The sequence below is a fragment of the Dietzia cercidiphylli genome (genome assembly GCF_039531545.1).
In the GTDB taxonomy this organism is placed as follows: Bacteria; Actinomycetota; Actinomycetes; order Mycobacteriales; family Mycobacteriaceae; genus Dietzia; species Dietzia natronolimnaea.
In genome coordinates this window covers 216,258-238,086 of record NZ_BAAAQG010000002.1, presented here as the reverse complement: position 1 = coordinate 238,086, position 21,829 = coordinate 216,258, and the positions used below count along the sequence as shown (strand labels likewise).

Genomic DNA, 21,829 nt, shown 5'->3' with positions numbered 1-21,829 from the left:
TGCCTCACCGCACGGGGAGCGGGCTCGGGTAGTAGTCGGCGAACACCAGGGTCCCGCCGTCGAACCCCAGCCCCCAGGCTCCGGCCTTCTTGGTCGAGGTGTCTCCCACATCGATCCCGGCCAGCCCGGCCAGGTCCCCCACGAGTCCGGGAATCGCGGTTCCCTGGGAACTCACCGCCGCGACCCCGTCGCCGCCGGCGATCTCGACCACGCGCTCGCGCGCGGTGACGGGATCATCCAGGTACGCCTCATCGCTCAGGACCGGCTCGACGGCGACGCCGACCCCGAGTTCGTCGGCCAGTGGACCCACGGTCTGCTCGCAACGCACCCGCGGGGCGCTGTGGAGCCTCCGGACGCCGAACGCCCTGAGCATCGGGACCAGGAGTTCGGCCTGGGTGCGTCCGGCCCTGTCGAGCGGGCGCGACGAGTCGTCACCGCTCCACTCCGAGCGGCTCCCCGCCTTGGCGTGCCGGACCAGCAGGAGAACCGAATCCACCGGTCGGGCCGCGGCGAAGCGCGTCAGGATCTTGCGGTCCAACGCGTACGAGACCAGATCCCGGGCCTCATCCACCGGGAGCCACCGGATCTCGTCGACCTCGGAATTCGGCTCGAAGCCGCCCCCGGACGCCAGAGCGGACCAGTAGGTGACCTCCTTCCGGGTGTTCTCCTTGAGCGGGTACGCGGTGGTCCCGATCCTGGACTCGAGAGCCGCGGAGAACCCCGTCTCCTCCGCGATCTCGCGCACCGCGGTGACGGGCAGCGACTCACCGGGATCGACCTTGCCCTTGGGCAACGACCAGTCGTCGTACCGGGGGCGGTGGACCACGGCGCAGCGGGCGGACCCCCCGTCCATGCGGTACAGGACGGCCCCGGCCGCGGGGACCACCCGGACGCTGGTCCGGCCGCCGTTCGACTTCCTGCTCATCGGTCCCGGAACCCCGCGTGGACGGAGGCCATGCGCTCCTGGTGGTCGACCGAGTCGGACCGGTCCCCGGGGGCGGGCATCCGCGCCCACGAGGCGTCAGGCCTCAGATGGAAGCTGCGCGTGGCCGGGTCGAGGGCGGAGTCGAAGATGCGGTGGATCTGACCCTTGAGCCGGGGGTCGGTGACGGTGGTCATCACCTCGACCCGGCGGTCGAGGTTCCGGTGCATCATGTCGGCGCTGCCGATGAGCACCTCGTCCGCCCCGCGGAAGTTGAGGATCCGCGAGTGCTCGAGGAAGCGTCCGAGGATCGAGCGGACGTGGATGTTCTCGCTGAGCCCGGGGACACCGGCGCGCAGGGCACAGATCCCGCGGACCACGATGTCGACCTGCACGCCCGCCTGCGAGGCCCGGTAGAGGGCGTCGATGATCTGCTCGTCGACCAGCGCGTTGGCCTTGAGCCGGATCCCCGCCTCGCGACCCTCGGCCGCGAAGCCGATCTCGCGGTCGATCCGCTCGATGATCCCCGAGCGGATCCCCTCGGGGGCCACGAGCAGTCGTCGGTACTTGGAGACGTTGGAGAACCCGGTGAGGTGGTTGAACAGGTCCGTCAGATCGGACACGACCTCCTCGTCCGCGGTGAACAACCCCACGTCCTCGTACAGGCGGGCCGTCTTGGGGTTGTAGTTCCCGGTGCCGATGTGGGCGTAACGCTGTAGCCGGTCGCCCTCCTTCCGGACCACCAGGCAGGTCTTGCAGTGTGTCTTGAGTCCCAGCAGGCCGTACACCACGTGGACACCGGCCTGTTCGAGCTCTCGCGCCCAGCGGATGTTGTTCTGCTCGTCGAAGCGGGCCTTGATCTCCACCAGTGCGACGACCTGCTTGCCGGCCGCCGCGGCGTCGACGAGAGCGTTGACGATGGGGGAGTCGCCGGAGGTCCTGTACAGGGTCTGTTTGATCGCCAGCACGTTCTCGTCCGCAGCAGCCTGTTCGATGAACCGCTGGACGGTGGTCGCGAACGAGTCATACGGGTGCTCGACGAGGACGTCGCCCTCCTGGAGGGACGCGAAGATGTTCCGGGCGGTCTCACGCTCACCGAATGCCGGGGGGGTGGCGGGGACCATCGCCGGATCCTTGAGGTCGGGCATGTCCAGGCCGTGGATCTGCCACAGCCCCGTCAGATCGAGCAGTCCCGAGAACCGGATCACGTCCTCGGAGTCCACGTCGAGTTCGTGCTGGAGGATCCGGAGCATCCGCGGCGTCATGTCCTCGGCGATCTCCAGCCGCACGGCGGAGCCGAAGCGGCGGCGGGCGAGCTCGCGCTCGAGCGCCTGCAGCAGGTCCTCGTCACGGTCCTCCTCGACCTCCATGTCCGCGTTGCGGGTCACGCGGAAGACGTGGTGCTCGACCACCTCCATGCCCTGGAACAGGTCGCCGAGGTGGGCCGCGATGATCTCCTCGGCGGGCACGAACGAGTACTCGTCCTCCGCGTCCCGGGCGACCCTGACGAACCGGGGCACGTTGTGGGGGATCTTGACCCGGGCGAAGTGCTCCTGCCCCGAACCGATGTCGCGGATGATCACCGCGAGGTTGAGGCTGAGTCCGGAGATGTAGGGGAAGGGGTGCGCCGGGTCGACGGCGAGCGGCGTGAGGACGGGGAAGATCGAGTTCCTGAACAGCTCCGCCAGGGAGAACCGCTCGTCGGCGGTGAGCTCGCCCCAGGGCAGGATCCGGATCCCGTGTTGCTCGAGTTCGGGTCTGATCTCGTCGTGGAACAACCGGGTCTGCTCGTCGCAGAGCTCGCGGGTCCGGACACTGATCCGGCCGAGCTGCTCGGCGGGCGTCTGGCCGTCGGCGGATCTGACCGACAGACCCGTCTTGTCGCGGCGCTTGAGGCCGGCCACCCGCACCATGTAGAACTCGTCGAGATTCGACGCGAAGATCGCGAGGAACTTGGCCCTCTCGAGTAGCGGCAGGTCCTTCTCGCCCGCCAGGGCCAACACTCGTGCGTTGAAGTCGAGCCAGCTGAGTTCTCGGTTGAGGTAGCGGTCACGGGGTCGGGGGAGTTGCTCGAGCACGGGGTCGTCTGCGGTCACCGGACCATTGTGGCCGATACCCCGGCGGAGTGAGCACGTTGACTCAGAGAGGGGGTCCTCAGGACGGCCGCGGTGGCCTCACCGACGGCCCGTCCGGTCAGTGCCCGGACATCCTCGGGGGTGTCGACGTCGCGACCGGCCGCGCCCGAGGGGTCGGCCCCGTCGAGCGGGACGGCACCCCCCTCGGACAGGTGCCGGGCCGCGGAGCCGGGTCCGAACCGGGGCACGCGTGCTCCGGCGGGGCCGGTCCAGAACGCCATGGTGGTCCCGGCGCCACGATGGTCGGGGACGATCGAATGCGGGTGCCGGGAGGCGGCCGTGAGCACCCGGGCGAGTTGGCGGGCCCCGAGCTCGGGCAGATCCGCGGTCACCACGCCCACCGGGCCGGGGACGCCGTGGATCGCCCCGGTGAGCGCGGCGTTGAGCGGGTCGCCGTCCGGCCGTCCCGCGGCGTCGACCGGCTCCGGGACGATCTCGACCGGGAGGAGGCGGGCGAGCGCCGCCATGTCGGGATCCGAGGTCACCACCCGCACCCGGGAGACACCGGGCGTCGCGACGCAGGTCCGGAGCACGTCCGCGGCCATCGCGAGGGCGAGTGCCCGCCTGTCGGACGCCGGAAGAGCGCGGGCGAGGCGGCTCTTGGCACGGTCGAGGGCCTTGACGGGGACGATGATCGTCCACCCGCCATCAGCCGCCCCGTGACCCGACACCGTATTCATCGACCGCCATCCTGCCAGCAGACCCTCGCGAGCGCGCCGGGCCGGGTAGCGTTTGCTCACGATCCACCGGCGATGGCCCGGGTGGGGGACGACGAGCCGGGAGGCGAAATGGCACGGGTCGCGGTGATGGGTGCGGGGTCGTGGGGGACCGCCGTCGGTAAGATCCTCGCGGACGCGGGGTCGGAGGTGGTCATGTGGGCCCGCCGGGACGAGGTGGCCCTCGGGATCAACGAACGGCACTGTAACGAGAAATATCTGCCGGGCATCGTCCTGCCCGCGACGGTCACCGCCTCGACGGACCCGGCCGAGGTGCTCGCGGGCTCCCACGAGGTCGTCCTGGCGGTCCCGTCGCAGAGTCTCAGGGGGAACCTGGAGCAGTGGGTCGACCTCCTCGAGTCGGATGCCGGGGTCATCTCCCTGGCGAAGGGGATCGAGACCGGGACGCTGATGCGCATCAGCGAGGTCGTCGCCGAGGTCACCGGGTTGACGGCGGACAGGATCGCCGCGTTGTCCGGCCCCAACCTCGCGCGGGAGATCGCCGAGGGCCAGCCGGCGGCGACCGTGATCGCCTGTACGGACGTCGACCGGGCGGCCCGCCTGCAGGACGCGTTCGCCACCCCCTACTTCCGTCCCTACACCAACACCGATGTGGTGGGGTGCGAGATCGGTGGCTCCACCAAGAACGTCATCGCACTGGTGTGTGGGATCGCGACCGGGATGGGCCTGGGTGACAACACCATGGCCACGCTCGTCACCCGTGGGTTGGCGGAGTCGACGAGGCTCGGGGTGGCGCTCGGTGCCAACCAGATGACCTTCGCCGGACTCGCGGGGCTCGGCGACATGGTCGCCACCTGCACCTCGCCCCTGTCCCGCAACCGGACCTTCGGTGAACGGCTGGGCAAGGGCGAAACCCTGGAGCAGGCCCAGGAGGCCACCAACGGACAGGTGGCGGAGGGGGTCAAGTCCTGCACGTCGATCCGTGCGCTCGCCCGACAGGTGGGCGTCGAGATGCCGCTCACCGAGGCCGTCCACGAGATCTGCCACGAGGGCGGCGACGCCGTCGAGGTGGCGGTGCGCCTCATGAGGCGGAGCACCAAGCCCGAGTAGCCTCGGCCCGGTGAATCGCATCACCGTTGCCGTCCTCTATGGCGGCCGCAGCTCGGAGCACTCCGTGAGCTGCGTGTCCGCCGGCGCCGTCATGGCACATCTCGACCGATCCGTCTACGAGGTGATCCCCGTCGGGATCACCGGATCGGGGAGGTGGACCCTGGGTCCCGACGACGTGTCGGGCCTGCGGATCGTCGACCGCGTCATGCCGGAGGTCGACCCGGGGCGACCACAGGTGGCTCTCGGACTGTCCACCGGCGACCGCGGGGTCCTGCGGTACGTGGACGGGGAACGGGCCGGTGAGCAGGCCGCCCGTGTGGACGTGGTCTTCCCCGTCATGCACGGCACCCACGCGGAGGACGGCACCGTCCAGGGGCTCCTCGAGCTCTCGGGGATCCCCTACGTGGGGCCGGGGGTGTTCGCCAGTGCTGCCGGCATGGACAAGGAGTTCACCAAGGTCGTGCTGGGTGCGGCCGGTCTGCCGATCGGTGAGCAGGCGGTGTTGCGCCCCGGGGCCGAGACGCTGCCGCAGGCGGAACTCGACCGCCTCGGGCTCCCGTTGTTCGTCAAGCCCGCCCGCGGTGGCTCGTCCATCGGGATCACCAAGGTCTCCCGCGCGGGAGACCTCGACGCGGCGATCGCCGAGGCCCGCCGGTTCGACCCCAAGGTGATCGTCGAGGCCGCCATCGTGGGCCGCGAGGTCGAATGTGGTGTCCTGCAGTACCCGGACGGTCGGGTGGAGGCGAGCCTGCCCGCCGAACTCCACATCCCCGGTGAGCCGACCGGTCTGGAGGGTGAGACCGAGGGCGACTCCTTCTACGACTTCGACACCAAGTACCTCGACGACGTCTGCACGTTCGACCTACCCGCGCTGCTCCCCACCGCGGACACCGACCGATTGCGCACGCTGGCCGTCGAGGCGTTCCACGCCCTGGACGCCCGTGGACTGAGCCGGGTCGACTTCTTCGTCACCGAGCACGGACCGGTGATCAACGAGGTCAACACCATGCCGGGGTTCACCCCGATCTCGATGTACCCGCAGATGTGGGCGGCCTCCGGCGTCGACTACCGGACCCTGCTCGACACTCTGGTGCGGACCGCGCTCGCCGGCTGCTGACCCCGGGGGGTCACCCGATCGGAGCGGGCCGCGGTTCGACGGCCTCGAGACCGGCGGAGAGGGCGTCCGAGAGATCCTGGATCGGACCCGTACCGCCGGTCGCGGGGAGAGTGACCGCGATGTACTCCGGTCGGTCGACGGCGACCCAGGTGGACGACGTCACTGCGGGGTCCGGGTCCGGTTCGTTGAACCACTGGACGCCGTTGACCTCCTGGAGCGACACCCCGACGGTGAAGGTCGGCGGGGCCGGGAGGCCGCAGCGGACGACGACGGTCTGGGCGTCGGGCAGCCGGTACGCCGCGGCACCCGGCGGGGCGGGCTCGACGAACGCGACCCGGTTCGCCTCACCGAGGGTGTCCGGGAGGGACTCGACCAGCGACAGGCACACCTCGGAATCGGCTCCGGGGGCCGGGATGGTCACCGCGGTCACGGGCTCGCTCGCGGCGGACTCGGCTGCCTCGTCCCGGACGTCACGCACCAGGACGAGCACCACGGCGAGCAGCACCAGCGGGATGAGTACCGCCGCGACCACCACGAGGGGCGAGACCGGCGGTCGGTGGCCGCCATCGGATGACCGGCCGTCGGATGATCGGACGTCGGGAGTCCGCGGCCCCGAGCCGCCCGCGTCGTGACCGTCGCCCGGGACCGTGTCCGTGCTGCCCACCTCGAGTAGTCCTCTCTCCCGCGGTCGGCCGCCCGGGGTGGCGGCCGCTAGCCTGTCGGCAACGCTACAGCCACCCGCCGGTCCTCCCGGCGCCTGACCTCCGAGGACGCCGATGAGCCCTGCGACCGAACGGCCACCGACCGTCGCGGAGGTGGGGGAGGCCGGGGTGCTGGCGGTGTTGAGCGGTCCGGGGGACGCCCACTCCGGCGACCCGGTGGGCAACGGGGACGACGCCGCCGTCCTCGGTCCGGCCGCGGCGACGGTGGTGACGACAGACATGCTGGTCGAGGGGACCCACTTCCGCCTGGACCTGACCACCTGGAGGGACATCGGTCGCCGCGCCGTCGCACAGAACGTCTCCGACGTCCTGGCCATGGGCGCCGACTGCTCCCGCGTCCTCGTGGCCCTGGCGGTGCCCGGGGAGACGACGATGGAGCAGATCGGGGAGCTGGCCGCCGGGATCCACGGAGAGGCCGCGCGATCCGGTGCCGTGGTGGTGGGCGGTGATCTCACCAGCGCTCACCTCGTCGTCGTCAGTGTCACCGCGATGGGCACCCTCCCGGACGGCGCGCGCCCCCTGCGGATCGACGGCGCCGCCCCCGGCGACCGGGTGGCGCTCACCGGTCAACCCGGTCGCTCCGCGGCGGGGTTGGCACTGCTGTTGGCGGGCCACACCGAGGGCCCCCTGCAGCAGGCCCACCGGGTCCCCGTACCCCCGATCGGGTCCGGGAGGGCGGCCAGACTCGCCGGCGCCAGCGCACTCACCGACGTCAGCGACGGCCTGATGCGCGACCTGTCGGGATTGGCGCGGGCCTCCGGCGTCGCGGCGGACCTCGTCGTCGACGCGCTCCCCGTCGACCCCCGCCTGGGCGAGGCCGCCGCCGTCTTGGGTCTCCCCGATCCGGAGGCGCAGATCGCGGACTGGATCCTCGACGGCGGTGAGGACCACGGTCTGCTGGGCACCTTCCCGCCCGGGACCACCGTCCCCCCGGGTTTCACCGTCATCGGGACGATCCACGAGGGAGACCCCGGAACCGTCTCCCTCGACGGGCGCCCGCGGACCCCCGGGGGCTGGGACTCCGCGCGGGGTGCGAACTAGGCTGGCCGCATGGCTGTCTACGCACTCGGAGACCTCGAACCCGACATCGCCCCCGACGCCTGGGTGCACCCCGACGCGGTGGTGATCGGTCGCGTCCGCCTGGGACCGGGCGTGTCCGTGTGGCCGACCGCCGTCCTCCGCGGCGACTACGGGCGCATCGAGGTCGGCGCCATGACCAACATCCAGGACGGCACGATCGTCCACTGCACGGAGTCGGAACCGACGGTGTTCGGGGAGCACTGCATCGTGGGGCACAACGCGCACATCGAGGGGGCGACCATCGGGGACGGAGCCCTGGTCTCCTCCGGTTCGATCGTGCTCAACGGCGCCGTGATCGGTGCCGGGGCGGTCGTCGCCGCCGGGTGTCTGATCCCGCCACGGTTCGAACTGCCCCCCGCGCGGATGGCGATGGGAGCCCCCGCGCGGATCCGCGAGGGGTACGAGGTGGACCCGGCGATGCTCGAGGGGAACACGCAGAAGTACCACGAGAACGCGATGCGGTACCGCTCCGAGCTCCGACGGATCGACTGACCGGGTGGCGGGCGACCGATCGGCTCGACCTCCGCTGGGGGAGGTCGTCGACCCGGGGTGGGCGAGCGTGTTGGCGCCGGTGGAGGACCGCATCCACCGGATGGGCGACTTCCTCCGCGCGGAGGACTCCGCGGGCCGCGGATACCTGCCGGAGGGTGACCGGATCCTGCGCGCCTTCACCCAGCCGTTCGACGACGTCCGCGTGCTGATCGTGGGTCAGGATCCGTATCCGACGCCCGGGCACGCCGTCGGCCTGAGCTTCGCCGTGGACGGCCACGTCCGCCCCCTGCCACGGAGCCTGGTCAACATCTACCGCGAGTACTCCGACGATCTGGGGCTGCCGGCCCCCCGGCACGGCGACCTGAGCTCCTGGGCCGGCAGCGGGATCCTCCTGCTCAACCGGGTCCTCACGGTGACGCCGGGGCAGCCGGCCTCTCACCGACGGAAGGGGTGGGAGGAGGTCACCGGGCGCGCGATCGAGGCGCTGGTGGAGCGCGGCCGTCCGCTGGTGGCGATTCTCTGGGGCCGCCAGGCACAGTCCCTGGCGCCGATGCTCGGCGACACCCCGGTCATCGCCTCCGCCCACCCCTCACCCCTGTCGGCCTCGCGAGGGTTCTTCGGTTCCCGGCCGTTCAGCCGCGCGAACGACGAACTGCACCGACTCGGCGTGGACCCCGTCGACTGGCGACTGCCGGAGATGCCGGAGCAGACGTAGAGGCGCGCTCAGGCCCCACCGAAGCGCGGGGTGCGCTCAGGCCCCACCGAAGCGCGGGGTGCGCTCAGGCCCCACCGAAGCGCGGGGTGCGCTCAGGCCCCACCGAAGCGCGGGGTGCGCTTGGCGACGAACGCGTCCACTCCCTCGATGCCGTCGGGCGACACCGCGAGCGCCGCGATGGCGTCCCGCTCGGCGTCGAGCTGCTGCGCGAGAGTCCTCTCGCCGGACCGTCGCAACAGCTCCTTGGTGGCGGCATAGGAGGCACGCGGGCCCGCCGCGAGGCGGACCGCCAGCGCACGAGCCGTGGTGGAGACGTCCTCCTCCGTGTAGGTGGTGAGCAGTCCGATCCCGTAGGCCCGCGCCCCGTCCACAGGCTCGTTGCCCAGGATGAACGCCCGGGCCGCCGCGGGCCCGATCGCGCGGGGCAGCCGCCAGGACATCCCGCCGTCCGGCGACAGGCCGATTCCCGGGTAGGCCGCGAGCAGGCGGGTGTCCGGGCCCCCGACGGAGAAGTCGGCGGCCAACGCGAGGGAGAGCCCGGCCCCCGCGGCCCAGCCGGCCACCGCGGCCACCACCGGCACAGGTGCCTCCTCCAGTTGCCTGACCACCACGTGCAACCGGTCGGCCAGCTCGCGGACGTGCTCCGAGCGGTCCTCGGCGGCGGCGAAGCCGGGCACGTTCCCACCCGCGCAGAAGTTCCTGCCCAGGCCCACGAGGAGGATCGCACCGGCGTCGATCTCGCCGGCGAGGAGCGCGGCCAGTGCGGTTCCGGCCTGGGTGACGGCGTCGGAGTCCAGCGAGTTCCCCCTGCCCTCGAGGGAGATGGGGATGGTGAGCACACCGTCCTCGAGGGTGACGAGGGGAGTGGCGTTCAGGGCAGTGGTCATCTGGGCTCCAGGGAGTGGTACGGGCCGTCTCGGCCTTTTCGACGGCTGTCGCAAGGTGAGGGTACTAGGCTTGGCCGCGCCGACCGACGGAGTCGGACCGTTGGGGTGGACGGACGCCGAGGAGGGGTGATGGCACAGGAGTCGACGAGTGTCGAGAAACGTCCGTCATCACTGGACGCCCACGGGCTTCTGGGGTGGGCGCGTCGGTGTGTGGAACATCTGGCGACCCACCGCGAGGAGATCAACGCCCTGAACGTCTTCCCGGTGCCGGACTCCGACACCGGGACCAATCTGCTCTACACGATGAGAGCCGCGGTCGACAGGGCCGAGGGCGAGGAGGCGTGGATCGCCGAGGGCGGGGGAAGTGCCGGCGCCCGCGAGATCGCCGTGGCGCTCGGTCACGGGGCCGTCCACGGTGCGCGGGGCAACTCCGGCGTCATCCTGTCCCAGGTTCTCCGGGCGGTCGGCGAGGCCGCGACCTTCACCGTCGTCGACGCCTCCACCTACCGTCGAGCGCTCCGGACGGCGGTGACCCTCGTCGACCATGCGCTCAGCGATCCGGTGGAGGGCACCATCGTGACCGTGTTGCGGGAGGCCGCCGGGGGCGCCGGTCGGTCGTCGGCGACCTCGCTCGTCGAGGTGGCACGGGCGGCCGCGGATGCCGGGGCGGAGGCCCTCGACCGCACCACGTCCCAGCTGCCCGCGCTGGCCCGGGCGGGGGTCGTGGACGCGGGCGGCAGAGGCCTGCTGGTGCTGCTGGACACCATGGTCGAGGTGCTCGGGGGACAGGCGCCGGAGCGACCGGACTACTTCGTCCCCGAGGACCCGTTCACCGAGCCGTCCGCGCAGTGTGACGGGACGGACGGTGGTGCCCCGGAGTCCTCCGCCGACACCCGGTACGAGGTCATGTACTCCCTGACCCATTCGGACGACGCGCGCGCCGACGAGCTCAGGTCCGCTCTCCGGACCCTGGGCGACAGCGTGGTGGTCGTGGGCGACGGTGGAACGGGGGACAACGCCCGCTGGGCGGTCCACGTCCACACCGACGACATCGGAACGGCGGTCGAGGTCGCGCTCTCGCTCGGCCGGGTCACCGAGATCCGTGTGACGGACATGTTGGACCCGGTGGGCGGGAGCCCGTCGACAGGGCACCGTCGACGGGATGGGTCCGGGGAGGGGGCGGACCGGACCGGGCGCGAACCCGAGCGGACGGTGGTGGCGATCGTCCCCGACGGGCCGCTCGCCGAGCTGTTCTCGGGCGCGGGGGCGCGAACGGTCGATCCGGACGAGGGCGGGGTGATCGACGCGGTGCTGGCACTGTCCGCGGACGAGTTGCTGGTGCTGCCCAACGGTGAGCTGTCCAGGGCGCAGATCGGAGCACTCGACGCCGCCCTGCGCGACGTCGACGGCAACGCCCTCATCCTCCCGACGGGGTCGGTCGTCCAGGGGTTGTCCGCGCTGGCCGTCCACGACCCCTCGACCACGTTGTCCCTGGACGGCTTCGGGATGGCGGACGCGGCCGCGGCCACCCGGCACGCGCACCTGGTGCGGGCCGAACACGACGCGCTCACCCTGGTGGGTCGCTGCGCCGCCGGGGACCTCCTCGGCATGGTCGGCCACGATGTCGCCCTCATCGAGACGGACCCGGTGGACGCGGTGTGCGCGCTCGCGGACCGGTTGCTCTCCTCGGGCGGCGAACTCGTGACCCTGCTGCTCGGCGCCGACTACGACGACGCCGCGACGCAGGAGGCGCTGACCCGGATCCGCGACGGTCACCCCGACGTGGAGGTCGCCGGGTACGCGGCCGGACCGGGCCGGGTGCTCGCGCACGTCGGGGTCGAATGACCGCGTTCGCCACCACGGACACTCCGCTGTCGGAGGTCCTCGACGCCGGACTGGCCGAGAGGATCACCACGGCCTTCGGTCACCGGACGGTCGGCGACCTGCTCCACACCCTGCCCCGCCGCTACCGCCAGCACGGGCAGCGCTACGACCGGCGGGAGCTCGTCGACGGCGAGCGGGTGACGATCATCGGGACCGTCGCCACCGCAGCGACCCGCACCTACACCACCAAGCAGGGCCAGCCGCGGGAGATGCTCACGCTCACCGTGAAGGACGAGGACACCACGTTCAAGGTGGTCTACTTCGCCGGCCGCAGGATCAAGTTCATGCTCCCGGTGGGCACGGTGGCGATGTTCGACGGGACGGTGTCGCGGTTCCGCCAGTCCCTGGATCTCAAGCACCCCGAGTTCCTGGTCCTCCGATCGGTCGCCGGGCCCGGCGGCCAGCTCAAGGGCTCGGGTGACCTCGCCGCGCTCGCGCGACTCTCCGCGGAGATCGACGCCGAGGGCGGCCCGAGCCTGTTCGACCGCCCGCTCCTGCCCATCTACTCGGCCAAGGAGAGTGTGACGTCGTGGGACCTCCTCGGTGCGGTCGTCACCGCGATCCGCGCCCTGGTCCCCGTGGTGGACCCCCTCGACGACGCGGTCCGGCAGGCCGCGGGGTTGATGGGCCTCGACGAGGCGCTGCGCAAGGCCCACCTGCCCGGATGCGTCGAGGACGCGGACAGGGCCGGCCACCGCCTCCGGTTCGACGAGGCGATCGCACTGCAGCTGCTGCTGGGGGCCCGGCGCCGCTTCGTCGCCCGTGACCCGGCGCCGGCCAGCCCGGTGCGCGGGGACGGCGTCCGAGCCGCGATGGAGTCGCGGATGCCGTTCGAGCTCACCGCCGGGCAGCAGACCGTCCTCGAGGAGATCTCGGCGGACCTCACGCTCGACGAACCGATGAACCGCCTGCTCCAGGGTGAGGTCGGCTCCGGGAAGACGGTCGTCGGACTGCTCGCGATGCTCCAGGTGGTCGATGCCGGGCGCCAGTGCGTGATGCTGGCGCCCACCGAGGTCCTGGCCACCCAACACCACCGCTCGCTGACGGCCATGCTCGGTGATCTGGGGGAGCGGGGCCGACTCGGTGCCGCGGACCAGGCCACCCGGGTGGTGCTGCTGACCGGGTCCATGTCCACCGCGGAGCGGCGGGCGGCCCTGCTCGACATCGTCACCGGTGAGGCCGGGATCGTCGTGGGCACGCACGCGCTCATCCAGGACTCCGTCGACTTCTTCGACCTGGGGTTGGTCGTGGTCGACGAACAGCACCGCTTCGGGGTCCGTCAGCGTGACCGGCTCCGCGCCAAGGGGCGGGACGGGATGGTCCCGCACCTGTTGGTGATGACCGCGACGCCGATCCCCCGCACCATCGCGATGACGGTGTTCGGCGACCTGGAGGTCTCCGAGCTGGGGGAGCTGCCCGGTGGCCGCAGACCCATCTCGACCTCCGTCGTGCCGGCCCGGGACAGGCCGAGATGGGTGGAGCGGACCTGGGAGCGGGTACGGGAGGAGGTCGGGGCGGGTCACCGCGCGTACGTCGTGTGCGCGCGGATCGACGCCGACACCACCGACGCCCCGGACGGGGCCACGAAGGGAGGGGACGACGACAGGGCCGGCGACAGGCCCCCGCTGGTCGCCGCCGTGGAGCTCCACCAGTACCTGTCCACCGGGCCTCTCGCGGGGCTCCGCATCGGCCTCATGCACGGTCGGCTGCCTCCCGAGGCCAAGGACGCGACCATGACCGGTTTCGCCACCGGCGATCTCGACGTGCTGGTGTCGACGACCGTGATCGAGGTCGGGGTCGACGTACCGGAGGCCACAGTGATGGTGGTGATGGACGCCGACCGGTTCGGGGTGAGCCAGCTCCACCAGCTCCGGGGACGAGTGGGTCGGGGTGGCCTGCCCGGGCTCTGCCTGCTCGTGACCAACTCCCGCGAGGGGGGCAAGGCGATGGAACGTCTGAACGCCGTGGCCGCCACCACCGACGGGTTCCTGCTGGCGCAGCTCGACCTGGTCCAACGCCGCGAGGGCGACGTCCTCGGAGACGCCCAGTCGGGTGCGCTGGCCTCGCTCCGGTTGTTGTCCGTCGTCGACGACGGCGAGGTCATCGAGATCGCACGCCGGCACGCCGAGGAGATCCTCGACTCCGACCCCGGTCTCGACACCCACCCGGCGTTGGCCGAGCGGGTCCGCCGACTGTCCGGATCGGACGAGTCGGACTACCTGTTCAAGTACTGACCACCACCATCTCGACCATCAGGGGAGCCATGACCCGCATCATCTCGGGCCGCCTGCGCGGGCGGTCGATCACCGTGCCGCCCTCGGGGACCCGGCCCACCACCGACCGCGTCCGTGAGGCCCTGTTCAGCGCGATCGTCAGCCGGATGGATCTGGACGGTGCCACGGTCCTGGACCTGTTCGCGGGATCCGGCGCCCTCGGGTTGGAGGCGGTATCCCGGGGCGCCGACGAGGTGTGGTTCGTGGAGGACAACCCCCGGGCGGTCGCGAGCATCCGCGCGAACACCGCGGGTCTGTCGTCGTCGTTCCCGTCCGTCCGCCCGTCCGTGAGGCGGGCGGCGCTACCCGCCGCCGTCGCGGGGCCGTGCCCGGTGGCCGGCGGGTTCGACCTCGTCCTCGCCGACCCACCGTACGAGAAGTCCGGGGAGGTCGACGCCCCCGTCCTCGAGGCGTTGTCGGCGGGAGGCTGGCTGGCCGGGGACGCCCTCGTGGTGTGGGAGAGGTCCCGACGGGACCCGGCCGTGCGATGGCCCGACGGGTACGAGGTGGTGTTCGAACGGACCTACGGGGAGACCGCCGTCGAGATCGCCCGGACGGTTGATACGGTCGCCCGATGACCACCGTCGTCTGCCCAGGCTCGTTCGACCCGGTGACCCTCGGGCACCTCGACATCATCCGGAGGTCGGCGCAGCTGTTCGACGACGTGATCGTGTGCGTCGTGGCCAACCCCAACAAGCAGGGGACATTCACCATCGACGAGCGGAAGGCGCTCATCGAGGAGGTCTGCACCGACCTCCCCGGGGTCCGCGTCGACAGCTTCTACGGGTTGCTCGTCGACTACTGCCGCGAGAAGGGCGCCACGGCCGTGATCAAGGGCCTGCGCGACTCGACCGACTACGACTACGAACTGCCGATGGCCCACATGAACAGGTCGATCGCGGGGGTGGACACCGTGTTCCTGCCGACCCGGGCGGACCTGGCCTTCGTGTCCTCGTCGCTGTGCCGCGAGGTCACCCGTCTGGGCGGGGACGTCTCGCATCTCCTGCCGGATCCCGTCGCACGGGCCCTGAAGGACCGGCTGGGCTGAGCGGTGGGGCCGGGCGGCGAGCCCCTGCGCCCCGGACCACCGGACACACCGCCGCCGCACCCGCACCGGGACCCGGCTTGCGGGCACACTGGTGTGGCAAGAGTGACGATCCGGTGAAGGGACGAGCGTGTACCGAGTGTTCCAGGCCCTCGACGAGCTGAACGCGATGATCGAGGATGCCCGCAGTCTGCCCATGACCGCGAACTGCGTGGTGCCCCGGCACGAGTCGCTGCTGTTGCTCGATGACATCCGTGACTCCTTCCCCGGTGAGCTCGACGACGCCCAGGACGTGCTGGATCAGCGTGACAGCGTGCTCGCGGAAGCCGACGCGACCGCCCGGGACACCGTGTCCGCCGCGGATGCCGAGGCGGATCGCACGCTGCGTGAGGCCCGGGCGGACGCCGACGCGATGCTCGCCGACGCCAAGGCACGGGCCGATCGCATGGTCGCCGAGGCCACGGCCCACGCCGACGGCCTGGTGGGCGACGCCCGCGCGGAATCCGCCGATCTGCTCGACCGGTCCCGCCGCGAGGCCGAGTCGACCACCGCCCGTGCCCGTGCCGAGTCCGACCGGCTGGTGGAACAGGCCAACATCATCTACGACCGCACCATCACCGAGGCCCGCCAGGAGCAGCAGCGGATGCTGTCGGAGTCCGAGGTCGTCCGGATCGCCGACGAGGAGGCCAGCCGGATCCGGGACGCCGCGCACGCGGAGAGCGACCGTCGGCGCGAGGAGTGCGACGCCTACATCGACGACAAGATGGCGCGGTTCGAGGAGTTCCTCGGCTCGACCATCCGTACCGTGTCCCGCGGGCGCGAGGAGCTCCACGGCGTCACCCCGGCCGGGCGGCGTGAGGCCACCGGCCGCCGCGGGGCGCGCGAGGGCGATCACTACGGCGACGGGTACGGGGACTACTGATCAGAGACGGGTAGTCTGCTGGGCGTGTCCACCACCTCCCGCAAGCGACGCCAAGGCCGCCCGGCCGCCGATTCCCTCGTCCTCGACACCCGCAGCATCACCCGGTCCCCGGGGGCGATGACGCAGGTCCAGCGTGCCGCGGTGCTGCCGTCGGACATCGGGGTCGAGCTGATCCGGATCCCCCAGGGGGCCGAGGTCGACCTGGATCTGGCCCTGACCTTCGTCGAGGAAGGGGTGTTGGTGACCGGCACCGTCGCCGGGCGGGCCACCGTGGAATGTGCGCGGTGTCTCGGCGAGTTCACCAGCGAGGTCTCCGTGGATCTGACGGAGATGTACGCCGTCGAGGGCACGGCCGCGGCGGACGGCGCGGAGCAGGACGAGGTGCGCCTGCTCGACGGAGACCTGCTGGACCTGGAACCCGCCCTGGTCGACGCCTTCGGTCTCGAGTTCCCGATGTCGCCCACGTGCACGGACTACGGTCTCAGCGACTGCGTCAACCCCGACACCCCCGCGCCGGACGGGGTCTCGGGCAGCACCGAGGGACGCATCGATCCCCGCTGGGCCGGCCTGGCGGAGAAGTTCGCGGACCCCGGGATCGACGAGGGGGCCGGGTGACGGACCCCTCCCCGGAGCTCGGCGCGGTCCTGGGTGTGCAGCTCCCCGCGGAGCTGGCCGCACAGGCGCTGACCCACAGGTCGTACGCCTACGAGCACGGGGGCCTACCACACAACGAGCGGCTCGAGTTCCTCGGCGACGCCGTCCTGGAGCTCGTCGTGACCGAACATCTCTACACCGCGTACCCGGACCGCCCGGAGGGCGACCTCGCGAAGATCCGTGCCAGCCTGGTCAACACCTACGTCCTGGCGGACATCGCCCGCGAGCTGGGCCCCGACGGACTGGGCGCGCTCCTCAGGCTCGGCAGGGGGGAGGAACTCACCGGCGGGCGGGACAAGCACTCGATCCTGGCGGACACCCTGGAGGCGGTCTTCGGCGCCGTGTACCTGACCCACGGTCTGGAGGTGGCGCGGGGGATCGTCGAGGGGATCATCGGTGAGCGCCTCCGCGTGGTGCCCACCCTGGGTGCGGCGTTGGACTGGAAGACCAGCCTCCAGGAGAAGTGTTCGGCGCTCGGTCGGCCCAAGGCCCGGTACGAGATCACCTCCACCGGGCCGGACCACGACAAGACCTTCGCCGCGGTGGCGCTGGTCGGTGACGATCCACTGGGGGAGGGCGTCGGTCGGACCAAGAAGGAGGCCGAGCAGAAGGCCGCCGAGCAGGCCTGGGCCGCCCTGGACCGGGCCGCGGGCTGACATGCCGGAACTCCCCGAGGTCGAGGTGGTGCGGCGCGGCCTCGAGTCCCACGTGGTGGGTCGTCGGATCCTGGATGCCGACGTGTCCGGGGCCCGCACGGCCCGCCGTCAGCCCGGCGGGCCGGCGGAGATCGTCGCCCGATTGCGAGATCGGGTGGTGAGCGGGGCCGGCCGCCGCGGCAAGTACCTGTGGTTGACCCTGGACGGGGAGCACACCGCGGGAGCCGACTGTCTGCTGGTCCACCTCGGGATGAGCGGCCAGATGCTGGTCACGTCCTCCGACGCTCCCCGGGTGCGACACCTCCACGCCCGCGCGCTGCTCGACGACGGCAGGGAGTTGCGGTTCGTCGACCAGAGGACGTTCGGCGGGTGGACCGTCGTCCCGCTGGCAGAGGCCGCCGACGGCACCCGTGTGCTCCTGCCCGCGCCGGCCGCCCACGTGGCCGCCGACCCCTTCGAGCCGGGATTCGACGAGCTGGCCACGGCGCGGACGATCCGCCGCCGGGACACAGAGATCAAACGGCTCCTGCTGGATCAGACCGTGGTGTCGGGGATCGGCAACATCTACGCCGACGAGGCGCTGTGGCGTTCCGGTGTCCACGGCCGTCGGCGCGCGGGAGCGTTGACGCTGGCCACCGTCCGCGGGGTGCTCGGTCACGCCCGTGACGTGATGTCCGACGCGTTGGCCGCCGGGGGCACCTCGTTCGACGCCCTGTACGTCAACGTCAACGGGGCCTCGGGATACTTCGACAGGTCTCTCGACGTCTACGGGCGAGCGGGGCGGCCCTGTGCGAGATGCGGGACGCCGGTGGTCCGCGAGGACTTCATGAACCGCGGTTCCCACTTCTGCCCCGCCTGCCAGACGGCGCCACGCCGTGGTGGGGCGCGCCGGACCCGCTCCGTACGATGACCGTCATGACGACGAGCGGTAAGGACAACACCTCCCAGAACCCACCGGCCGCCACCGAACTCCGGGTGGAGCGGGCCGGGACCCGGCGGTACGTCGGGCTCTCGACGCGGGGCGCGCGAGTGGAGATCGGCTCGGCGGACGTCGAGGGCGTGTTCACCCCGGGTGAACTGCTCAAGATCGCCCTGGCGTCGTGCACCGCGATGGCCTCGGACTTCACCGTCTCCCGCCGGCTCGGCGAGGACTACGAGGCCACCGTGCGCGTGGCCGGGGACGCGGATCGCGAGGCCGAGCGGTACCCGCGGTTGGAGGAGACCTACGAGCTCGACCTGTCCGGGCTCGATCCGGCCATGCGGGACAGGCTGCTCGACATGATCAGGCGATCCGTCGACAAGGCGTGCACCGTGGGCCGGACGCTGCAGTCGGGCACCGAGGTCGAGCTCGGGTTCGATCTCCGATGACAGGCCGGCGCGCCGCTGACGGGGGCCCGGGCGGTCCCGATCCCGCCCCGGTCCGGATGGTCGCCTGGGTGCACGGACACGTCCAGGGCGTGGGTTTCCGGTGGTGGACCCGCTCCAGGGCGCTCGAGCTCGGGCTCGTGGGATACGCCGCGAACAAGGCCGACGGCCGGGTCCATGTGGTGGCCGAGGGGCCCCGCCGGGCGTGCCTTCAGCTCGTCGACCTGCTGCGGGGCGGGGACGGGCCGGGCACGGTGGAGCTCGTGGTGGACTCCTGGGAACCGGCCCGGGGGGACCTGACCGGATTCCGCGAGCGCTGAACGCACCCTCGGCCCCGGGCCCGGAACGGTGTAGGGGCATTCTGGAGACGGACCGATCGCGACGTTCGAGACAGACCGGAGGACCGGACCATGACCTCATTCAGGACCTCCGGCACAGGAGAAGAGAAGGTGACGTGACTACCGACACCTGGCACGCACTGGAGGTGCCGGAGGTACTCGACCGGGTGGGCACCGGCACCACGGGACTGACCTCCGAGGAGGCGACGCGCCGTCTGGAGCGCCACGGTCCCAACCGGTTGGAGGCGACCGACGCGACCGCCGCCTGGCGGGTGCTGCTCCGGCAGTTCCGGAGCCCCCTTGTCCTGTTCCTGATGGTCTGCGCCGCCATCACCCTGGTGCAGGGTCACCTGGTGGACACCGCCGCGATCACGGCGGCGGTCGTGCTCAACGCGGCGATCGGGTTCTGGCAGGAGCGCAAGGCGGAGACGGAGGTCCGGGCCCTGCAATCCCTGGCCTCACCCACCGCCCGCGTGCGGCGGGACGGTCACGTGCAGACCATCGACTCGGCCGATCTGGTGCCCGGAGATCTCGTGCACCTCGACAGCGGCGACCGCGTCCCGGCCGACCTGCGGCTGATCGAGGCGGTGTCCCTGAGGGTCGACGAGTCGATGCTCACTGGCGAGTCCCTGGCCACGGACAAGGACACGGACCCGGTCGCCCCCGATGCGCCGACCGGAGATCGGACCGGCATGGCGTTCAGCGGCTCGCTGGTCTCGTCGGGCCGTGCGACGGGTGTCGTGGTCGGCACCGGCGCGGGTACCGAGCTCGGGGCCATCAACGAGCTGGTCCAGGACACCGCGGCGGCGGCACCGCTCACCGCCCTGATCCACTCCATGGAGCGGTGGATCGGCCTGATCGTGGGGATCTCCGCTCTGGCCGTCTTCGCCGCCGGGCTCGCGCTCGGACACGACGTCTCGCTGATGTTCCGGACCGCGGTGGCTCTCGTGGTCTCCGCGATCCCCGAGGCGCTACCCGTGGTGCTCACCGTGGCGATGAGCGTGGGCGTGGCCCGGATGGCGCGGCGCAATGCGATCGTGCGGCATCTGCCGTCGGTGGAGACCCTCGGGTCCACGACGGTGATCGGGTCGGACAAGACCGGGACCCTGACACAGAACCTGCTCACCGTGGAACGGCTGTGGACCACGGAGGGGGAGATCGCTGTCGACGCCGCGACCGGGGTCGGCACCGACACCGGTCGGATCAGCGCCGTCGCGGAGACCGCCCTGCGCGCGGGCGCGCTGACCAACGAGGCCGTCCCGACACGGGACGACCCCCTTCGCTTCACCGGCGACGCGGTGGATGCGGCGATGGCCGCGGTGGCGGTGGGACTGGGCGTCGTCACGCCGACCGAACGGGCCGCCGCCCCAGTGGCGCACATGCCGTACGAGCCCGAGCTCGGGTTCTCGCAGACGATCCGGAGCGAGGGCGGTCGGCCGGTGCTGTACGTCAAGGGTGCGCCCGACGCGGTCTCCGCGATGTGCTCGAGCATGCTCACCGCAGGGGGCACCACGACCCTCGATCGGGCAGCCGTCCTGGCAGCCAACGACGCCCTGGGCTCGGAGGGGCTGCGGGTGATCGCCACGGCCCGCCGGGAGCTCGAGGACGGGGATCCGCGGCTGGCCGGCGACACCCTGGAGGGCGCACCGGAGGACCTGACCTTCCTCGGCCTGGAGGGGATGACCGATCCTCCACGTCCGGGCGTCCAGGAGGCGATCGCCGGCTGCCGGTCGGCGGGGATCCGGGTGATGATGATCACCGGTGACCACCCGGTCACGGCCACCGCGATCGCCGGGAGGCTCGGGCTGGACACCGGCACGCCCCCGCTGACCGGGGCCGAGATCGCGGCCCTGGACGACACGATGCTCCGGGCCCGGCTGGCGGATGCGACGGTCGCGGCCCGGGTGTCGCCACAGGACAAGATGCGGATCGTCGAGCAGCTCATGGCGATGGGCAACGTGGTCGCGGTGACCGGGGACGGTGTCAACGACGCGCCCGCACTACGCGTCGCCTCCATCGGGGTCGCGATGGGCGACTCGGGCACGGACGTCGCCCGCGAGGCCTCCGACGTCGTCCTCACGGACGACGACTTCAGCACGATCGTGCACGCCGTGGAGGAGGGGCGGGTCACCTTCGCGACCATCCGCAAGGCGACCTTCTTCCTTCTGTCCTCGGCGATCGCGGCGTTGCTGGCGGTCGCGATCAACGTCTTCACCAATTCCCCGCTGGTCCTGCTGCCCGTCCAGATGTTGTGGGCCAACCTGGTGACCTCGGGGATCCAGGTGATCGCCCTGGCATTCGAACCCGGCGAGGGCGACGAGCTGGAGGTCCCCCCGCGCGACCTTCGTGAGGGTGTCCTCGATGCCACCATGTGGTGGCGTACCGCGCTGAGCGGGGTGTGGATGGCGGTGGTGACGCTCGTCGTCTACGAGCGCGCGATCTGGGAGGGAGTGGACACCGATCACGCCCGCACCCTGGCACTGACAGTGCTGGTCGCAGCCAGTTTCTTCCACGTGATGAACGCCCGTGCCCTCCGTCGGTCGGTGTTCACCCTCAGCCCGCTGGCGAACCCGCTGTTGATGGCCGCGACGGCGGTCGCCGCCTGCCTCCAGGTGCTGGTCGTGAGCTGGCCGGTCCTGGCCGGCCCGATGGGTCTGAGCCCCCTGAGTCCAGGTGAGTGGGCGATGTGCGTGATCGTCGGGGCCACGGTCGTCGTGGTGTCGGAACTCCACAAGTTGGCGGTGAAGCCGGCTGCCCGGCGGCGCGCGGCGGCGATTGTCGCCGTCGGGGTCACGCCTCCGGGGCGGTAGCCGGCCGTGCCATAGGATCGACAGT

The 21,829-nt window shown here is 71.7% G+C and carries 21 protein-coding genes; 16 read left to right on the top strand and 5 right to left on the bottom strand.

What is annotated here, in order from left to right:
* Positions 1-4 precede the first annotated feature (4 nt).
* From ABD250_RS01145 to cofC, 3 genes are read right to left on the bottom strand one after another with little or no spacing between them, the layout of a single operon-like run.
* Positions 5-925, bottom strand: a complete 921-nt coding sequence (locus ABD250_RS01145; protein WP_182658111.1) for an NUDIX hydrolase — start codon at positions 923-925, stop codon at positions 5-7.
* Complete coding sequence (locus ABD250_RS01140) at positions 922-3,018, bottom strand: RNA degradosome polyphosphate kinase (protein WP_182609743.1); 2,097 nt, start codon at positions 3,016-3,018, stop codon at positions 922-924. The genes ABD250_RS01145 and ABD250_RS01140 overlap by 4 nt, the downstream gene beginning before the upstream one ends.
* Positions 3,015-3,737 carry a 2-phospho-L-lactate guanylyltransferase gene (gene cofC, locus ABD250_RS01135; protein WP_259843907.1) on the bottom strand — a complete coding sequence of 241 codons (723 nt, stop codon included), beginning with the start codon at positions 3,735-3,737 and terminating at the stop codon, positions 3,015-3,017. The genes ABD250_RS01140 and cofC overlap by 4 nt, the downstream gene beginning before the upstream one ends.
* A 108-nt stretch (positions 3,738-3,845) precedes the next feature.
* Here cofC and ABD250_RS01130 point away from each other — a divergent pair, with 108 nt between their 5' ends.
* Together ABD250_RS01130 and ABD250_RS01125 are read left to right on the top strand one after the other, a co-directional pair.
* Positions 3,846-4,844: an NAD(P)H-dependent glycerol-3-phosphate dehydrogenase gene (locus tag ABD250_RS01130; RefSeq protein ID WP_182652674.1), complete on the top strand. Its 999-nt coding sequence runs from the start codon at positions 3,846-3,848 to the stop codon at positions 4,842-4,844.
* A gap of 10 nt (positions 4,845-4,854) precedes the next feature.
* Positions 4,855-5,961, top strand: coding sequence for a D-alanine--D-alanine ligase family protein (locus tag ABD250_RS01125; RefSeq protein WP_182659294.1), 1,107 nt, complete (start codon positions 4,855-4,857; stop codon positions 5,959-5,961).
* A 10-nt stretch (positions 5,962-5,971) separates the two neighbouring features.
* On the opposite strand, the gene ABD250_RS01120 is transcribed toward ABD250_RS01125, so the two are convergent.
* A complete protein-coding gene (locus ABD250_RS01120) occupies positions 5,972-6,625 on the bottom strand; it encodes a DUF3515 domain-containing protein (protein WP_182659293.1) in 654 nt (217 codons plus the stop codon).
* Between the two features lie 112 nt (positions 6,626-6,737).
* Here ABD250_RS01120 and thiL point away from each other — a divergent pair, with 112 nt between their 5' ends.
* From thiL to ABD250_RS01105, 3 genes are read left to right on the top strand one after another with little or no spacing between them, the layout of a single operon-like run.
* Positions 6,738-7,724, top strand: coding sequence for a thiamine-phosphate kinase (gene thiL, locus ABD250_RS01115; protein WP_344390054.1), 987 nt, complete (start codon positions 6,738-6,740; stop codon positions 7,722-7,724).
* Positions 7,725-7,733: 9 nt separating this feature from the next.
* A complete protein-coding gene (locus tag ABD250_RS01110) occupies positions 7,734-8,255 on the top strand; it encodes a gamma carbonic anhydrase family protein (RefSeq protein ID WP_179525493.1) in 522 nt (173 codons plus the stop codon).
* Between the two features lie 4 nt (positions 8,256-8,259).
* Positions 8,260-8,970, top strand: coding sequence for a uracil-DNA glycosylase (locus tag ABD250_RS01105; RefSeq protein ID WP_182658749.1), 711 nt, complete (start codon positions 8,260-8,262; stop codon positions 8,968-8,970).
* 92 nt (positions 8,971-9,062) lie between these two features.
* Here the strand turns inward: ABD250_RS01105 and ABD250_RS01100 are convergent, their stop codons facing one another.
* Entirely contained in the window at positions 9,063-9,857 is a 795-nt protein-coding gene (locus ABD250_RS01100) for an enoyl-CoA hydratase-related protein (RefSeq protein WP_182691340.1), read from the bottom strand.
* A gap of 129 nt (positions 9,858-9,986) precedes the next feature.
* Here ABD250_RS01100 and ABD250_RS01095 point away from each other — a divergent pair, with 129 nt between their 5' ends.
* From ABD250_RS01095 to ABD250_RS01045, 11 genes are all read left to right on the top strand, one after another.
* Entirely contained in the window at positions 9,987-11,702 is a 1,716-nt protein-coding gene (locus ABD250_RS01095) for a DAK2 domain-containing protein (protein ID WP_182658802.1), read from the top strand.
* Positions 11,699-13,975: an ATP-dependent DNA helicase RecG gene (recG, locus tag ABD250_RS01090; RefSeq protein ID WP_182658803.1), complete on the top strand. Its 2,277-nt coding sequence runs from the start codon at positions 11,699-11,701 to the stop codon at positions 13,973-13,975. Before ABD250_RS01095 ends, recG begins: the two co-directional genes overlap by 4 nt.
* A 29-nt stretch (positions 13,976-14,004) precedes the next feature.
* Positions 14,005-14,592: a 16S rRNA (guanine(966)-N(2))-methyltransferase RsmD gene (gene rsmD, locus ABD250_RS01085; protein ID WP_182658804.1), complete on the top strand. Its 588-nt coding sequence runs from the start codon at positions 14,005-14,007 to the stop codon at positions 14,590-14,592.
* Positions 14,589-15,062 (top strand): pantetheine-phosphate adenylyltransferase, encoded by a 474-nt coding sequence (coaD, locus tag ABD250_RS01080; protein WP_182610806.1) that lies wholly within the window; start codon positions 14,589-14,591, stop codon positions 15,060-15,062. Before rsmD ends, coaD begins: the two co-directional genes overlap by 4 nt.
* Before the next feature lie 127 nt (positions 15,063-15,189).
* Positions 15,190-15,981 carry a DivIVA domain-containing protein gene (locus ABD250_RS01075; protein WP_182658805.1) on the top strand — a complete coding sequence of 264 codons (792 nt, stop codon included), beginning with the start codon at positions 15,190-15,192 and terminating at the stop codon, positions 15,979-15,981.
* 24 nt (positions 15,982-16,005) lie between these two features.
* Positions 16,006-16,596, top strand: a complete 591-nt coding sequence (locus ABD250_RS01070) for a YceD family protein (protein ID WP_182610669.1) — start codon at positions 16,006-16,008, stop codon at positions 16,594-16,596.
* Positions 16,593-17,291, top strand: a complete 699-nt coding sequence (gene rnc, locus ABD250_RS01065) for a ribonuclease III (protein ID WP_182610668.1) — start codon at positions 16,593-16,595, stop codon at positions 17,289-17,291. The genes ABD250_RS01070 and rnc overlap by 4 nt, the downstream gene beginning before the upstream one ends.
* A gap of 1 nt (position 17,292) precedes the next feature.
* A complete protein-coding gene (gene mutM, locus ABD250_RS01060; protein WP_182658806.1) occupies positions 17,293-18,201 on the top strand; it encodes a bifunctional DNA-formamidopyrimidine glycosylase/DNA-(apurinic or apyrimidinic site) lyase in 909 nt (302 codons plus the stop codon).
* A gap of 5 nt (positions 18,202-18,206) precedes the next feature.
* Positions 18,207-18,659: an OsmC family protein gene (locus tag ABD250_RS01055; protein ID WP_182610124.1), complete on the top strand. Its 453-nt coding sequence runs from the start codon at positions 18,207-18,209 to the stop codon at positions 18,657-18,659.
* Complete coding sequence (locus ABD250_RS01050; RefSeq protein ID WP_182610125.1) at positions 18,656-18,976, top strand: acylphosphatase; 321 nt, start codon at positions 18,656-18,658, stop codon at positions 18,974-18,976. The genes ABD250_RS01055 and ABD250_RS01050 overlap by 4 nt, the downstream gene beginning before the upstream one ends.
* Before the next feature lie 134 nt (positions 18,977-19,110).
* The gene (locus tag ABD250_RS01045) at positions 19,111-21,804 is read left to right on the top strand and encodes an HAD-IC family P-type ATPase (protein WP_206685744.1); all 2,694 of its coding nucleotides are present in this window, start codon (positions 19,111-19,113) and stop codon (positions 21,802-21,804) included.
* The last annotated feature ends 25 nt before the right edge of the window (positions 21,805-21,829 follow it).

Coding starts and splice junctions, on each gene's coding strand:
- ABD250_RS01145 (WP_182658111.1), bottom strand. CDS start 925: ATGAGCAGGAAGTCGAACGGCGGCCGGACCAGCGTCCGGGTGGTCCCC.
- cofC (WP_259843907.1), bottom strand. CDS start 3,737: ATGAATACGGTGTCGGGTCACGGGGCGGCTGATGGCGGGTGGACGATC.
- ABD250_RS01130 (WP_182652674.1), top strand. CDS start 3,846: ATGGCACGGGTCGCGGTGATGGGTGCGGGGTCGTGGGGGACCGCCGTC.
- thiL (WP_344390054.1), top strand. CDS start 6,738: ATGAGCCCTGCGACCGAACGGCCACCGACCGTCGCGGAGGTGGGGGAG.
- ABD250_RS01110 (WP_179525493.1), top strand. CDS start 7,734: ATGGCTGTCTACGCACTCGGAGACCTCGAACCCGACATCGCCCCCGAC.
- ABD250_RS01100 (WP_182691340.1), bottom strand. CDS start 9,857: ATGACCACTGCCCTGAACGCCACTCCCCTCGTCACCCTCGAGGACGGT.
- ABD250_RS01095 (WP_182658802.1), top strand. CDS start 9,987: ATGGCACAGGAGTCGACGAGTGTCGAGAAACGTCCGTCATCACTGGAC.
- recG (WP_182658803.1), top strand. CDS start 11,699: ATGACCGCGTTCGCCACCACGGACACTCCGCTGTCGGAGGTCCTCGAC.
- rsmD (WP_182658804.1), top strand. CDS start 14,005: ATGACCCGCATCATCTCGGGCCGCCTGCGCGGGCGGTCGATCACCGTG.
- coaD (WP_182610806.1), top strand. CDS start 14,589: ATGACCACCGTCGTCTGCCCAGGCTCGTTCGACCCGGTGACCCTCGGG.
- mutM (WP_182658806.1), top strand. CDS start 17,293: ATGCCGGAACTCCCCGAGGTCGAGGTGGTGCGGCGCGGCCTCGAGTCC.
- ABD250_RS01055 (WP_182610124.1), top strand. CDS start 18,207: ATGACGACGAGCGGTAAGGACAACACCTCCCAGAACCCACCGGCCGCC.
- ABD250_RS01050 (WP_182610125.1), top strand. CDS start 18,656: ATGACAGGCCGGCGCGCCGCTGACGGGGGCCCGGGCGGTCCCGATCCC.